The sequence below is a fragment of the Nereida sp. NH-UV-3 genome, assembly GCF_042939535.1.
GTDB classification, from domain to species: domain Bacteria; phylum Pseudomonadota; class Alphaproteobacteria; order Rhodobacterales; family Rhodobacteraceae; genus Nereida; species Nereida ignava.
Map to the genome: position 1 here is coordinate 842482 of NZ_CP132157.1, position 13742 is coordinate 856223.

General features: G+C 53.3%; 16 protein-coding genes. 11 read left to right on the top strand and 5 right to left on the bottom strand.

Annotated elements, in window-relative coordinates; genetic code table 11:
- Nucleotides 1-39 precede the first annotated feature (39 nt).
- Nucleotides 40-795 carry an alpha/beta hydrolase gene (locus NeNHUV3_RS04075; RefSeq protein WP_391482662.1) on the bottom strand — a complete coding sequence of 252 codons (756 nt, stop codon included), beginning with the start codon at nt 793-795 and terminating at the stop codon, nt 40-42.
- Nucleotides 788-1072, bottom strand: coding sequence for a hypothetical protein (locus tag NeNHUV3_RS04080; RefSeq protein ID WP_391482663.1), 285 nt, complete (start codon nt 1070-1072; stop codon nt 788-790). The genes NeNHUV3_RS04075 and NeNHUV3_RS04080 overlap by 8 nt, the downstream gene beginning before the upstream one ends.
- 157 nt (nt 1073-1229) lie before the next feature.
- Here NeNHUV3_RS04080 and NeNHUV3_RS04085 point away from each other — a divergent pair, with 157 nt between their 5' ends.
- The 7 genes from NeNHUV3_RS04085 to NeNHUV3_RS04115 all read left to right on the top strand — a co-directional run bounded on the left by NeNHUV3_RS04085 (nt 1230) and on the right by NeNHUV3_RS04115 (nt 7863).
- Nucleotides 1230-1964, top strand: a complete 735-nt coding sequence (locus NeNHUV3_RS04085) for a metalloregulator ArsR/SmtB family transcription factor (protein WP_391482664.1) — start codon at nt 1230-1232, stop codon at nt 1962-1964.
- 125 nt (nt 1965-2089) lie between these two features.
- Entirely contained in the window at nt 2090-2947 is an 858-nt protein-coding gene (gene yghU / locus NeNHUV3_RS04090; protein WP_391482665.1) for a glutathione-dependent disulfide-bond oxidoreductase, read from the top strand.
- A 176-nt stretch (nt 2948-3123) separates the two neighbouring features.
- Complete coding sequence (gene thrS, locus NeNHUV3_RS04095) at nt 3124-5076, top strand: threonine--tRNA ligase (protein WP_391482666.1); 1953 nt, start codon at nt 3124-3126, stop codon at nt 5074-5076.
- A 272-nt stretch (nt 5077-5348) separates the two neighbouring features.
- On the top strand, nt 5349-5639 hold the full coding sequence (locus NeNHUV3_RS04100) for a DUF2282 domain-containing protein (RefSeq protein WP_048597764.1): 291 nt from the start codon (nt 5349-5351) through the stop codon (nt 5637-5639).
- 72 nt (nt 5640-5711) lie between these two features.
- Entirely contained in the window at nt 5712-6578 is an 867-nt protein-coding gene (locus NeNHUV3_RS04105; RefSeq protein WP_391482667.1) for a DUF692 family multinuclear iron-containing protein, read from the top strand.
- Nucleotides 6575-7330 (top strand): DUF2063 domain-containing protein, encoded by a 756-nt coding sequence (locus NeNHUV3_RS04110; RefSeq protein WP_391482668.1) that lies wholly within the window; start codon nt 6575-6577, stop codon nt 7328-7330. The genes NeNHUV3_RS04105 and NeNHUV3_RS04110 overlap by 4 nt, the downstream gene beginning before the upstream one ends.
- Nucleotides 7327-7863: a DoxX family membrane protein gene (locus tag NeNHUV3_RS04115; protein WP_391482669.1), complete on the top strand. Its 537-nt coding sequence runs from the start codon at nt 7327-7329 to the stop codon at nt 7861-7863. Before NeNHUV3_RS04110 ends, NeNHUV3_RS04115 begins: the two co-directional genes overlap by 4 nt.
- Here NeNHUV3_RS04115 and NeNHUV3_RS04120 read toward each other — a convergent pair.
- The gene (locus tag NeNHUV3_RS04120) at nt 7860-8177 is read right to left on the bottom strand and encodes an arsenate reductase family protein (protein ID WP_391482670.1); all 318 of its coding nucleotides are present in this window, start codon (nt 8175-8177) and stop codon (nt 7860-7862) included. The two genes, NeNHUV3_RS04115 and NeNHUV3_RS04120, sit on opposite strands and share 4 nt — an antisense overlap.
- 144 nt (nt 8178-8321) lie before the next feature.
- Here NeNHUV3_RS04120 and NeNHUV3_RS04125 point away from each other — a divergent pair, with 144 nt between their 5' ends.
- The gene (locus tag NeNHUV3_RS04125) at nt 8322-8528 is read left to right on the top strand and encodes a cold-shock protein (protein WP_048597761.1); all 207 of its coding nucleotides are present in this window, start codon (nt 8322-8324) and stop codon (nt 8526-8528) included.
- 502 nt (nt 8529-9030) lie between these two features.
- Here the strand turns inward: NeNHUV3_RS04125 and thyX are convergent.
- Nucleotides 9031-9942 (bottom strand): FAD-dependent thymidylate synthase, encoded by a 912-nt coding sequence (gene thyX, locus NeNHUV3_RS04130; RefSeq protein ID WP_341245961.1) that lies wholly within the window; start codon nt 9940-9942, stop codon nt 9031-9033.
- A 183-nt stretch (nt 9943-10125) separates the two neighbouring features.
- Between thyX and NeNHUV3_RS04135 the strand changes: the two genes are divergently transcribed.
- Genes NeNHUV3_RS04135 through NeNHUV3_RS04145 form a run of 3 tightly spaced genes read left to right on the top strand, consistent with a single transcriptional unit; the run spans nt 10126 to nt 13086 of the window.
- Nucleotides 10126-11238, top strand: coding sequence for a hypothetical protein (locus NeNHUV3_RS04135; protein WP_391482671.1), 1113 nt, complete (start codon nt 10126-10128; stop codon nt 11236-11238).
- A gap of 49 nt (nt 11239-11287) precedes the next feature.
- The gene (locus NeNHUV3_RS04140; RefSeq protein WP_391482672.1) at nt 11288-12619 is read left to right on the top strand and encodes a surface lipoprotein assembly modifier; all 1332 of its coding nucleotides are present in this window, start codon (nt 11288-11290) and stop codon (nt 12617-12619) included.
- A 38-nt stretch (nt 12620-12657) separates the two neighbouring features.
- Nucleotides 12658-13086, top strand: coding sequence for a VOC family protein (locus NeNHUV3_RS04145; RefSeq protein ID WP_048597757.1), 429 nt, complete (start codon nt 12658-12660; stop codon nt 13084-13086).
- A 128-nt stretch (nt 13087-13214) separates the two neighbouring features.
- Here NeNHUV3_RS04145 and NeNHUV3_RS04150 read toward each other — a convergent pair whose 3' ends face one another.
- Nucleotides 13215-13718, bottom strand: coding sequence for a MarR family winged helix-turn-helix transcriptional regulator (locus NeNHUV3_RS04150; protein WP_391483169.1), 504 nt, complete (start codon nt 13716-13718; stop codon nt 13215-13217).
- Nucleotides 13719-13742: the final 24 nt, after the last annotated feature.

Genomic DNA, 13742 nt, shown 5'->3' on the forward strand with positions numbered 1-13742 from the left:
AAGCGCTCATTTAATCAATGCGGTCTTGAAGTTACAGAATCACAAGCGGGCAAGGCCCAATACGTCTTCGATTTGTTGCTCAATAATCTTGAGACAGTCATCATCGCTAAACGAATGATTTTTGCCACGGACCAGCATCAGCCGAACATTTTCGCAGCTGACATGATCCAGTAAACCAAGTGCAGTTTCCCGCGTGACTGATGCATCTTCGGTGCCCTGAACCATGCGTAATGCGAATGGCAATTCCAGAGGCCGACGCATCACCAGATGGTTGCGGCCATCTTCGATCAGGCGTTTGGTAATCGGGTATGGCGCGCCATAATCCGACGGAACATGCACGACACCTTCGCGCTCAAGCATTTCACGGGCTGGCGCATCAAAGCTTGCGAAAAATCCGTCCTCGGTAAAATCAGGGGCCGCCGCGACGGTGACCATGCCCGCGACATCCACCAAACCTGCGCGCGCGATTAGAAACGAAATCCAGCCGCCCATTGATGAACCGACAAGGACAACAGGACCAGAACTGACATGAGCAATCAAACCCTCGGCGTCAGCGTACCAATCACCGATTGCCCCATCAACGAACGCGCCCTCTGAAACACCGTGCCCTGAGTAGTCAAATCGTAAGAACGCGCGGCCTGAACGTGCGGCCCATTCTTGCAAATAAACTGCTTTGCTGCCGGACATATCAGACATAAAGCCGCCCAAGAAAACGACCAAAGGCCCTTTGCCTTCGGTCAGGTGGTAGGCAATTTTGCGGCCCGTGGGGGCCTGCCAAATAGACGGCTTAGTCACAGACCAAAACTCCGGATAGCGGGTCAATCAACGGCTCAAGATAGGCCCCGTCACTTCCACGACGGCTGACCGAATAGCACCCGTTAGGCGATTTATAGAGCGATGACGCGCCGACACCTTCGGGAAGCGCACGTACGGCCTTTTTAGAGATACTCGCCGGTGTGCTTGGGGATGTCCCTGCGACACTACCCGAGGTTTCGCCACAAGCTGTCAGGCCAAGGCACAGACCGAATGCGACTGCACCCTTCAACATGTTATGGCTTAAAATCTTATTCATCGCACAGCGCCCCAACTCATTGTCATACGCCCTAGGCTAAGACTTTCCCGCGTAAGTTCAACCGCAAGCAGGCGCGTAATGCTACTAAACCAAAAGCGCACTTGGATTATCTTGTGACTATATTGTCACCTGTGTGCACTAAGCGTATCCACTACAAATGGACAACATATTCAAAGCCATCGCTGACCCCTCACGTCGTGCACTGCTGCACGCACTTCTTGATCAAGACGGTCAAACGCTTACTGCCCTTGAAGAACGCCTTGATATGACCCGTTTCGGCGTGATGAAACACCTTAAAGTCTTGACTGCTGCAGGCCTCATCCAGACCCAAAAGAAAGGGCGGTTCAAGTATCACACCCTTACCCCATTGGCGCTTCTTGATGCGCTTGATACATGGCTTGACCCGATGCGTATTCATCCATCCGTTCGTGATGTTATGACCCTTAAACCACATCTAGCCGAAGCCGCCCTGCCCGATCACACGCCGGATTTTGAGATGTCTTGCACGCTTAAGGCAGCGCCAAAGCGGGTCTGGCAAGCGCTAATAAATCCAGATGAAATCCCACATTATCACTTCATCACAGGTCAAGTTCTGCGTGACAGCACACGACTGACCCACCACGCAAGTGACGGGGCAACATTGCTTGAAACGATTGACCTAAACGTTGATCCTGAGCGCCGGCTTGAGCAGTCTTTTCGCCCGCTTTGGGGCGGCGAAACACACATATCGCTGGTGGTATTTACGCTTCAGGACGCCGGAGGTCACACACGGCTTACGATCGCGCACGATAAGTTGGGCACGTCAGACACCGCGATGCCCGAAGCATGGGCGCGGTATATCACCAACTTGAATGCCTTTCTGACCCACGGCACATCACAATTCGCGACGTGACGTAGGCAAGCGTAAGTTCATCCAAACGCTGCGCCTGCCCCATTGCAGTCCGCTCACAACGGGTTAGGTCTTGGACAAAGATCATCACCGGCCAACCGGCTGGTCACAACCCCAAGAGGTCGCACATGAGTTACACGCCCCCAAAAGTCTGGACATGGGACAGCGCATCCGGAGGCAAGTTTGCCTCAATCAACCGCCCCATCGCGGGCCCCACCCATGACGCAGATTTGCCAAGTGGCGTACACCCGCTGCAACTTCACTCACTGGCAACACCGAACGGCGTCAAAGTCACAGTAATGCTCGAAGAGCTGTTGGCCGCAGGTCACACGGGCGCTGAGTATGACGCGTGGTTGATTAACATCCAAGAAGGCCATCAATTCTCTACCGGCTTTGTAGACGTAAATCCCAACTCAAAAATTCCTGCGCTTTTTGACAAAGACACCGGCGTGCGGGTGTTCGAGTCCGGTGCAATCCTTTTGTATCTTGCAGAGAAATTTGATGCGTTTCTCCCAAAAGATATCGAGGCACGGACCGAGACGCTGAACTGGCTCTTTTGGCTGCAAGGTTCAGCACCTTATTTGGGCGGCGGCTTTGGCCACTTTTTCGCCTATGCACCTGAAAAATTCGAATACGCCATCAACCGCTTTACGATGGAGGCTAAACGCCAACTCGACGTGCTTGAACGCAACCTTGAAGACCGTGAATATTTGGGAGGCGATGAGTACACGATTGCGGATATTGCAACGGTTCCGTGGTACGGCGCAGTGGTCAAAGACTTGGTTTACCCCGGCGCACAGGAGTTTCTGGATGCGGCAAGCTATACCAATGTGACCCGCTGGGCGGAAAACATCATGGCGCGCCCTGCCTATGTGCGTGGCAACAAGGTAAACCGTGCATGGGGCGAGCCAGAAAACCAATTGCATGAGCGCCACGACGCCTCAGACTTTGACACGAAAACCCAAGACAAGCTGGCGCAAGACTAGCCGCCAATACGTTTCTGCGCTGCGCCAGCTGTAGTCTTGGCGCAGCGCCGCGCACAGCCTCACGGCATAGCCGAAACCCGCGCTTGACGATTTTGGCAACAAACGGCACAACGGCGCCGAACCCCACCCGCAACCGCGCGCTTTTGTAGGCGCGAAACTGACGAAAGGGCACGCCAATGAGCGCCCAAATCACCCTCACCCTCCCTGATGGATCACAGCGCAGCTTCGACGCAGGCGTCACACCCGCCGAAGTAGCGACATCTATCGCCACAAGCCTTGGTAAAAAGGCTATTTCCGCAACTGTGGACGACCAACATTGGGACCTACAATGGCCCATCAACACCGACGCGGCGATTGCCATCAACACCATGAAAGACGCCGAGCCTGCGCTTGAGTTGATCCGTCACGATCTGGCGCACATCATGGCGCGCGCAGTTCAAGAGATTTGGCCAGACGTCAAAGTCACGATCGGACCAGTTATCGACAATGGTTGGTATTACGATTTTGACCGCAAAGAACCCTTCACACCCGAAGACTTAGGTGCCATCGAAAAGAAGATGAAAGAGATCATCAACTTGCGGGACGCAGTGCGCACCGAAGTCTGGGAGCGCGACGTTGCGATCAAATATTACGAAGATCGCGGGGAGCCTTACAAAGTTGAATTGATCGAAGCGATCCCGGGCGATGAGCCGCTTCGGATGTATTGGCACGGCGATTGGCAAGACCTGTGCCGCGGCCCGCACTTGCAACACACAGGTCAAGTGCCCGCAGATGCGTTCAAGTTGATGTCTGTGGCGGGTGCCTACTGGCGCGGCGATAGCGACCGCGCAATGCTACAACGTATCTACGGCGTGGCATTCCAAAACAAAGAGGACCTGCGCAAATACCTCAACATGCTTGAGGAAGCCGCAAAGCGCGATCACCGTAAACTGGGCCGCGAGATGGACTTGTTCCACATGCAAGAGGAAGCGCCAGGTCAGGTTTTCTGGCACCCTAACGGCTGGACGGTGTACACATTGCTGCAGGACTATATGCGCCGTAAACAGCGTGGTGGCGGCTACGTTGAGGTGAACACACCGCAAGTGGTTGACCGCAAGCTGTGGGAAGCTTCAGGCCACTGGGACAAATACCAAGAGAACATGTTCATCGTTGAAGTCGACGAAGAACACGCCCGTGAAAAAGCTGTCAACGCACTGAAGCCGATGAACTGCCCGTGTCACGTACAGATCTTCAACCAAGGCCTGAAGTCATACCGCGACCTTCCACTTCGCATGGCAGAATTTGGCAGCTGTAACCGCTACGAGCCTTCAGGCGCACTGCACGGCATCATGCGCGTGCGCGGTTTCACACAAGATGACGGGCACATCTTCTGTTCCGAAGACGACATCACAGCAGAGACCAAGAAGTTCATCGACTTTCTTGCTGAAATCTACGCCGACCTCGGGTTTACAGATTGGACAATCAAGCTCTCTACCCGCCCAGAAAAGCGGATCGGATCGGACGAAAGCTGGGACCGCGTTGAGGCCGCATTGGGTGATGCATGTCAGAACGCAGGCTACGCTTATGAACTTCTGGAGGGTGAAGGCGCGTTTTACGGCCCGAAACTTGAGTTCACATTGACCGACGCCATCGGCCGCAACTGGCAATGCGGCACGCTGCAGGTTGACCCCAACTTGCCGGAACGGCTTGATGCAACTTTTGTAGGTTCTGACAACGAACGTCACCGCCCCGTTATGCTGCACCGCGCCGTTTTGGGCAGTTTTGAACGCTTCATCGGCATCTTGATCGAAGAGCACGCTGGAAAACTGCCGTTCTGGTTGGCCCCTCGTCAGGTTGTTGTGGCAGCGATTATCTCGGACGCCAATGACTATGTGTTGCAAAAAGTTGAGGAACTGCGCGCAGCCGGCATCCGCGCTGAAGCAGACATTCGCAACGAGAAAATCAACTACAAAGTGCGCGAACACAGCTTGGGTAAAGTGCCCGTGATCTTGGCGGTTGGCGCCCGCGAAGTTGAAGAAGGAACCGTCTCAATCCGCCGCCTCGGTGAAAAGCAGACGTCTGTGCAAAGTTTCGCAGAGACCCTTCCACAGCTTGCCAAAGACGCAACACCGCCCGATTTACGGAGCTGAAACATCTGTAGTCATTGCACAGAGATGTGCTCAATTTGACGACTGTAAATGTTACAAAGGCCGCCTCATGTGCATGCACGGGGCGGCTTTTTGCTGTTTGCACTGACACAAACAGCCCCGATTGGCGCAAAAGCGTGGCACGAACCATAACGACAGATCACGGCACCGTGCATCACGCGCCCGTGAGTGGCAACTTATCGCCTTCAAGCGCAATCTGAAGTCATTCCTGATGTTTTAGGGACCTTGACACACACTCTTGAAAGGACGTTCACATGTCGACAACAGTAAAATCACTCGCAGTAGCCGCTTCTATCGCAGCAGCGCTGACCTCTCACGCAACCGTTTCTGAGGCCGCCGGCGCAAAAGAGAAATGCTACGGCGTATCGCTTGCAGGCAAAAACGATTGCGCCGCAGGCCCTGGTACAACGTGCGCAGGCACCTCAACAGTTGATTATCAAGGCAACGCATGGACACTTGTTGCGGCTGGCACATGTGACACCCTTGAAGTTGACGGCGACCGCATGGGGTCACTTGAGCCGCTTGAGCGTGACCTGCCGGCATAATCTGATACACTGGTACACGCGCGGGGGACTAACTTGCGCGTGTACATTCTAAAGATCGCCGAAAGTTTCTTCATGTTTGACCACTCCAACACCTCCGATTTTGCCAAGCTGCCGCACGGCGTTGGCGTGGGGTATAAACCGCAGCATTTTTCCGAGATTATGGCATCCGACGGCGCGGTCGATTGGCTTGAAGTACACGCCGAAAACTACATGGGTGACGGCGGGCGCCCCCTTGCACAGCTTGAAGCACTTGGCGCGAAATACCCTCTCTCCATTCACGGTGTTGGGCTGTCTATTGGCTCGGAAGGGCCACTTGATCCTGCGCATTTGAAACGGCTTCAGAAGCTTTGTGACCGCGTGAATCCCGCAAGTTTTTCAGAACATCTTGCGTGGTCGACCCATGACATGGGCTTTCTAAACGACCTATTGCCCCTCCCCTACACAGACCAAACGCTGACCACAGTCGCCGCCCATATCGATCAGGTGCAAAATGCCCTGGGCCGTCAGATGCTGTTGGAAAATCCATCTAACTATCTCGCGTTCAAAGAAACCCAGATGCCTGAGGTAGAATTTCTGGCAGAACTGGTCGAGCGTACCAGCTGCGGACTGCTGCTGGATGTAAACAATGTATTCATCTCAGCCACCAACCAGCAAACAGACCCGCTCTCGTATTTAAACGCATTTCCGCTGGTTCATGTGGGCGAAATACATATGGGTGGCCATGACCACGATCTTGATGACCACGGCGCGCCGTTGCTTATTGATAGCCACGGGCGTGAGGTGGCCGAACCCGTTTGGGTACTGCTAGATCATGTTTTGCGCACGGGTGGACCGAAGCCAGTGCTGATAGAATGGGATACAGATGTGCCCGAATGGCCCGTGCTAGCAGCCGAGGCCGCACGCGCCAAAACCGCTTTGCAAACAGCGGTCCCCGTATGATTTCCCCAGATGCATTCACGCAGGCGTTGCTTGATCCAAAAGCAGTAACACCTGCGGGATTGATCGATCCAAAAGGCGAAACGGCCCCCAAACGCTTTGCAGTCTATCGCAACAACGTTGCAGTTAGCCTGACCAACGCCCTGAAAGAAGGGTTTCCAGTTGTACACAAGCTAGTCGGCGATGATTTTTTCACGGCTATGGCCAGCATTTTCATTCGCAAACATCCCCCTCAAAGCCCACTGATGATGCATTATGGTGCAGAACTTCCTGCGTTTCTGACCAACTTTGCCCCCGCAGCGAAGCTTGGTTACCTGCCCGATGTGGCACGTCTCGAGTTAGCCATGCGCAGAAGTTACCACGCGGCAGATACGCGCCCAATTGCTGCTGACTTGATCAGCTCAATTGAGCCAGACGCGTTAATGAGTATGTATTTTACGCTGGCGCCAGCGGTCCAGATCTTACGCTCTAGGTGGCCTATTTACAGTATCTGGGCGGCAAATATGTTGGATGCGGAACCGCCCAACGGTGCGGGAGGCCAAGCTGTCTTGATAACCCGCGCCGAATTTGACCCAGTGCCACATCTACTTGGTGTTGGTGCGGCGACCTTTATTGGCGCCCTCGCAGAACATAACTTCGGCACCGCCCACGACACGGCTCTAGCCGCAGCACCCGACTTTGACCTAACCGCAGCCCTTGGTGCGCTGCTGGCAGGCAATGCGATCACTTCCATCACAGAAAGCCCCCTGACATGAATACGCTTATCTCTCTGCATAACGCGATCTTTGCGCGTCTCTCTGCCGCTGGTAACATCATCACCCCCACGTTGGCGCGGTTCGTGTTTGGCGCTGTGCTACTGCAATATTATTGGGCATCAGCGGGCACAAAACTTGACGGCTTTCTCACCCCATCTGATGGCGGCTACATCCAGATATTCCCCAAAGCTGTTGAAGCTGCTGGCTATGATACGTCACAACTCGGAGTTTTTCACTGGGTGGTTGTGATGGCGGGGACATACGCGGAATACATCCTGCCACTTCTTATTATCATTGGCCTTCTGACACGCCTCGCAGCAATTGGTATGATCGGCTTTGTGTTGGTACAATCCATCGTCGACATTACCGGACATGGTGTGGGCGGGGCAGATCTTGGCGCATGGTTTGATAAAGCTTCGGGCGCGTTGATCATGGATCAGCGCACCCTTTGGGTCTTTGTGTTGCTCGTTTTGGTTGTACGCGGTGCCGGTCCGTTTTCAGTAGACCGGTTATTAAAGCGCACCGTCGTCTAAAGCCAAACTGCCTTCGCAGCCGCATCCCAACCAATTGTTGTATGGTCTTGGGACACAATAATCGGTCGCTTCATCAATGTGGGATGCGCTAGCAACAGCTGGGTCGGTGCGATCTGACGCTCCTCTTCCGACAAGCCGCGCCACGTGGTTGAGCGCGTGTTCAACAGCTTTTCACCAAACAGGTCGTGGAAAACCTTAAGCTGTGCCTCGCTTAGCGGAGCATCACGGACATCGTGCAGCACAGAACCCTCAATCTCTTTGAGCGCTTTGCGGCACGTATCGCACGCCTTAATCCCGTAAATAGTGATGGTCATTTATTTCGAAGCTCCTGCATTCTTGTTACTTGATTTTCAAACTACGGTGCTAGCTCATTCATTACACAGTTCGTTCCAGCGGCGCACCGCTTGAATAAAATCACGATTGCCGCCAAGCGCGGTTCGACACTAAGGAGATAGCGGATGGCTACTGGCACCGTAAAATGGTTCAACCAAACAAAAGGTTACGGCTTCATCGCACCGGATGATGGCGGCAAAGACATTTTTGTTCATATTTCGGCTGTTGAAGCCGCTGGCTTGCGCGGCTTGAACGACGACCAAAAAATTCAGTACGAAATGATTTCAGGTCGCGATGGCCGCGAGAGTGCTGGTGAGTTGGTTCTGCTGTAACTGACAACCACGCGTTACCAAATCCGAAGGCCCGCAACGATTGATCGTAGCGGGCTTTTTTGTTTTCAACGGGGTACCTGTACCTAGTGACTGTGCGAAGTCCCACCATGCGAATGATATGTGACATGGCTGTGGCGCTTTACATGGCTGTGCGTGATCACGTGTTTGTGCCGCTTCCGAGCGTGCGAAACAGGGTGCATCATCGCCTGCTGATAGCTTCCAGCATTTGGCTTACCGCAGCAAATAACACCACTAATCGTGACTGGCTGCAAACCCGCAGGGCAATAGTTGGCAGCACTGTCATAGCGGTAAACACGGTCTCCCGCTGATGCTGCGACGGTCGTTGTAAAAACCAGTCCGGCACATATTGCAATTGTTTTGATCATAGCAACTCTCTGCACTGACGCGCATTACTCGTTAACATTCCTAAGGTGCCGCGTTGCACCGCATAGGTCAAACTCTACAACGGAAACGGTCTGTTTCCAAAACTGCGACGCTCGGCCTAGTCGGGCTTAGCGATCGCCATGAATTCGCGCCACTCACCCTTGGACATGCCGGATGTTTCTTGGGTCACTTCTTCACCTGACAACATACGGCGCAAACACTCAACGCCGCGACCAGACAACTGTGCGCCGCCCATACGGTAATCTTCAAACGCACCATAAGCAAAAGGCACCCAGTCTTTGACCACATCACAGATCGCATCGGCGTAAACACGTATTTCATATTGTGCATGGCTGTCTGCGCGCAGGCGCAGGAAATGGAAAAGATTGTGCAAGTCCACTTTCCAATACCACTGGGTATAAATATTGGCAGGCAGGTTCATCCGCGCAAGCTCTCGTGCCAATCCTTGCTGGCCATCTTCACTGATCATCTCTTCGTAGTGGTCATAAGCGCGGTTGCTATCGGCTTTCAGGAATTCAAGCACCCGTGCCGCCTCATCCCCCTGAAGTGCTTCGCCGCGACCTTGGTTGTTAATCACAGACTGCGCTGCAAGATGCTCGGGTGCGGGGATATAGAACTCACGGTCAAGAATTGAATAGCGCGCAGAATACTCATTAACGTTCGCTGTGCGGTGACGGATCCATTGACGAGCTACAAAAACCGGCAACTTCACGTGCAGCTTGATCTCACACATTTCAAACGGCGTTGAGTGCCAGTGGCGCATCAGATACCGGATTAGGCCTTCGTCATTTTGAACTGACTTGGTGCCCTTACCGTAACTTACTCGTGCCGCTTGTGTAATTGCGTTATCATCGCCCATGTAATCAATGACGCGGATAAAGCCGTGATCCAGAACAGGTTTCGCCTCATACAAGTGTGCTTCCATACCAGGCACTGTGGCGCGCGCTGTTTGGTGACGCATAGCGCGTTGTGCATCGATTTCGGCTTGTTGCTCGGGCGTTACAGGCATGGTGTTGTCTTTCTGTCCAGATTCGCATCATCACTATATCTGGGAACTGCCCATCAATAAACGCCCATATGCTGGGGTTTTTCGCCGCTGGCTTGTTGACTTAAATCACCAGAAATTAGACTATCGGGCTGTGTAGTGATTGCCAGTGTAAGGGTTGAAATGTTGGGTATTTTTCCGCGATTGATGATTGCAACCCTTGGCTTTGCGCCACTTTTGGGATGTGGCGGTGACGGGACGAACCCGTTCATCATCGACAGCATTCCAGCACAAGACACCACAAGCGACCCAAACACCGGTGCAGAAGCCACGCCAGACAACCGCTTTTTATTCAGCCCATCCGAGAACCTCATTCTAAACTCAGTCGATTTTGATGAAACAACCAATCAGTTGGTCCTGAATAACCTTCCGTTCGACAACTCTGACATAACGGGCGGTATTTACGAGCAGGTTCAACAGATTAACGCGCGCACCATCGAATACCGAAACGAGCGCGCAGGCGATCAACCTTTTGACACCTACTACGCCGTCTTCATCCGCTCACTCGAATACGAAGCAACTTCGGTTGCTTCAGGCGATTACCTTGGCTTTGGCTATGGCGGCGCGAACCTTCGGCGCATCGGCAACACGATCACCCTACCGGGCGTTGCCACCTACACCTACGCGGGCGATTATGCGGGGTACCGCACGTTTGATCAGGGGCGCGGCGGGATTGAACTGGTGACCGGTGACATCCGCATTGATGTCGATTTTGCAGATATTGATGTGGTCGAAAACATTGGCGGCACCCTGCGCGGCGTAATTACAAATAGGCAACGTGCTGCCCCTGGTGGCGGCGCTGCGATCCCAAGTGCGCTACCTAATGTATTGCTTGTGGACACTGAATTTAATCGTGATGGAGAAATCAACGAAGCCGAGGCCGGAACTGCCTTTGAAGGCGACCCGCGCGACAGCGGTATCTATGACGGCGGCTTTAACGGCGAAGATGCCGCAGCCGTTGCAGGGTTCATAAAGATTGAAGGTGTCGCAGGTATTCAGCGTGTGGGGTTCGATACGGTCACATATTCGCAGGTCATTGATGGACAAGCACAGCTCTTTACTCAAACAAGTCTGCCGAATGATTTGCGCGATGTCCGTGAACGTATTGGGCGTGGCCAAGTCATCGCAGACTTCGCATTCCAGCTGCCTGCGGGTGCTACTTTGGTTGAACGTGAAACCGATACGATTGTGCTCAGTTCAGAGTTCAACGCCCGTGAAGTTGGTGTTTTCAGCACAGACAGCGTCAACCGCGATCCGTGACGTGGTGAGGTACCCTGTTTTATTGTGCATTTGCCTATTGGCTTTCGCCATGAGCACACCCCAAACAGTGATGTCTCAAAGCGCCGGTCAGTTACGTCTGAGCAAAGAAGAAGCACGGGTATTTGCGCAAACCTTGGTTAATCAATCCGAGCCGCGCGCCGCACGTGAGGTGGCACTTGGACTTTTGCGTGCCGACCCTAACGATGTTTCAGCACTTTTTTCACTGGCGGCAGCTCAGCGTTTAATGGGTCGGTCCACTGCCGCACGGTTTGCTGCCAAAAGAGCGTTCAGCAAAACCGCAATCGGGTCAGAGAAATTTGCAGCGGCGATACTTGTTGCTGAAAGTCATCTTCGTGATGGGCAACATACCCGCGCCCAAATTTGGCTAAGACGTGCCGAACCTTTTGCGCGTGGTGCAGCGCAACAAGCGGCACTTGCCAGAAACTATGCGCAAGTTGCGCGAGCAAACCCGCTTACTTTTGAGTTGGAATTTCGCGCAGGACCGAACAGCAACATCAACAACGCCCCCAAGTCAGACAGCCTAATTTTCAACGGGATCGAAATTGCTGCACGCGGTGCCAGCCTTGCGCTTTCCGGAACCGAAATTTCTTACGGGCTAAAGCTTCGTCACAAACGCCCATCAAATGACGGTAGCGCGTTGTCTTTTGGGGCGCGGCTGAACGCCATCAATTACCGGCTTTCAGATTCCGCAAAAGCCCAAGCCCCTGAAGCGCGCCCAAGCGACTTTGCATTTTATGAGCTTGGAATTGACGCGCGCTACGACGCAAAGCCCACAGCAAATGCAGTCAACACCCTCAGATTTGAAATTAGCGCAAACTGGTACAGCGGCGAAAGGCTGACCAATTTTGCAAAAGTAGAAGCAGAGCGGCGCTTTCGCTGGGGGAGCGCGGCGACTGGCGCAATTGGATTGGGAATTACGCGCAATGAAAGGCTAGACGCCGATGAGCGGTCCTCGACTGTGGCCTCGGCAACGCTGAAAAGAATACAGACCTTAGCGGGTGGTTCACGCCTAAGCTGGTCAGCAAGCATTTCAAACACAGCGTCACGTTCAGCCCTCATTGAGCACTCAAGCCTGTCCGCAAATATCACCTACGCCCCAGCGAAACCGATATTTGGAGCCACAGCGGAATTTGGCGTTTCATTTGGTCAGCGTGATTATGCACAAGTCGTCAGCATTTTTGGCCCCAACAGCCGCAAAGACACGCAAGCGGGGATCCGCGCGCAGTTTTTACTGGAAAAGATCAATCTCTACGGATTTGCACCGCTAGTAACTCTGTCCGCCTCAAGGACTGGATCAAACATCAACCGCTATGATATCCGGCAAACAGGTGTATCATTGGGGATAGCGTCGGTCTTCTGATCGGCAATTTGAATTCTCAAAGCGAAGGAGCCAAAAATATGGCCTTAACTTACCTGCACACGATGGTTCGCGTGAAAAACCTCGAGGCATCAATGGCTTTTTTCGAGCTGTTAGGCCTGAAAGAGACGCACCGCACTGACCACGAAGGGGGGCGCTTTACTCTGGTTTTTATGGCCGCCCCCGGTCAGGAAGAAACGCCAGTTGAGTTGACCTACAATTGGGATGGCGATGATGAATTGCCTTCAGATAGCCGCCATTTTGGACATCTGGCGTACCGCGTAGACAACATCTACGAAGCCTGTCAGCATTTTATGGATAACGGCGTAACGATAAACCGCCCGCCCCATGATGGGCGCATGGCTTTTGTTCGCTCACCAGACAATATCAGTATTGAATTGCTACAAGCAGGTGAGGCGTTGGCGCCTGCAGAACCATGGGCCAGCATGAAAAATACTGGTCACTGGTAAAGACACCACGTTCTAACCAGCCCTACTGCGACTAACGTCAGGTTGGTTCTGCTGAACATTCGTTAATGTGAAATCAAAGGAGTGCGGACATCCCGCGCTCCTTTTGCCTAAGTGGACGTAGCCAACACTTAATAGATGTATCGGATTTGATCAGTCCAATAACGTTCCACGCGTTTCAGGCCATGCGTTATGTCATCCAGGCTTTCAAGATCAAGCACCTGATGCGCCTGTAGACCATCTGCGTGGCGTGCAAACAACTCGTCTACCACTTTACAGACATGCCGGCCGTTCTTAGATAGCTTTACCCGAACTGAGCGACGGTCGATTTCGCACCGCTGGTGGTGCATATATCCCATCTCAACGAGTTTTTTGAGATTATAGCTTACATTACTGCCTTGGTAGTACCCGCGTGATTTAAGCTCTCCGGCGGTGACTTCATTATGACCGATGTTGAATAACAGCAGCGCCTGAACAGCGTTGATGTCGAGCAAGCCAACCCGCTCAAACTCGTCTTTCAAAACATCGAGGAGCAGCCTATGCAGCCGCTCCACCAGTGACAACGCATCAAGGTAACTTGAGGCAAATGGGTCTTTTTGCTGGGTAATGCCCGATCCGGGAAGATTTCCTTGCATGCTCATGGCCGTGCCTCCGTCAAC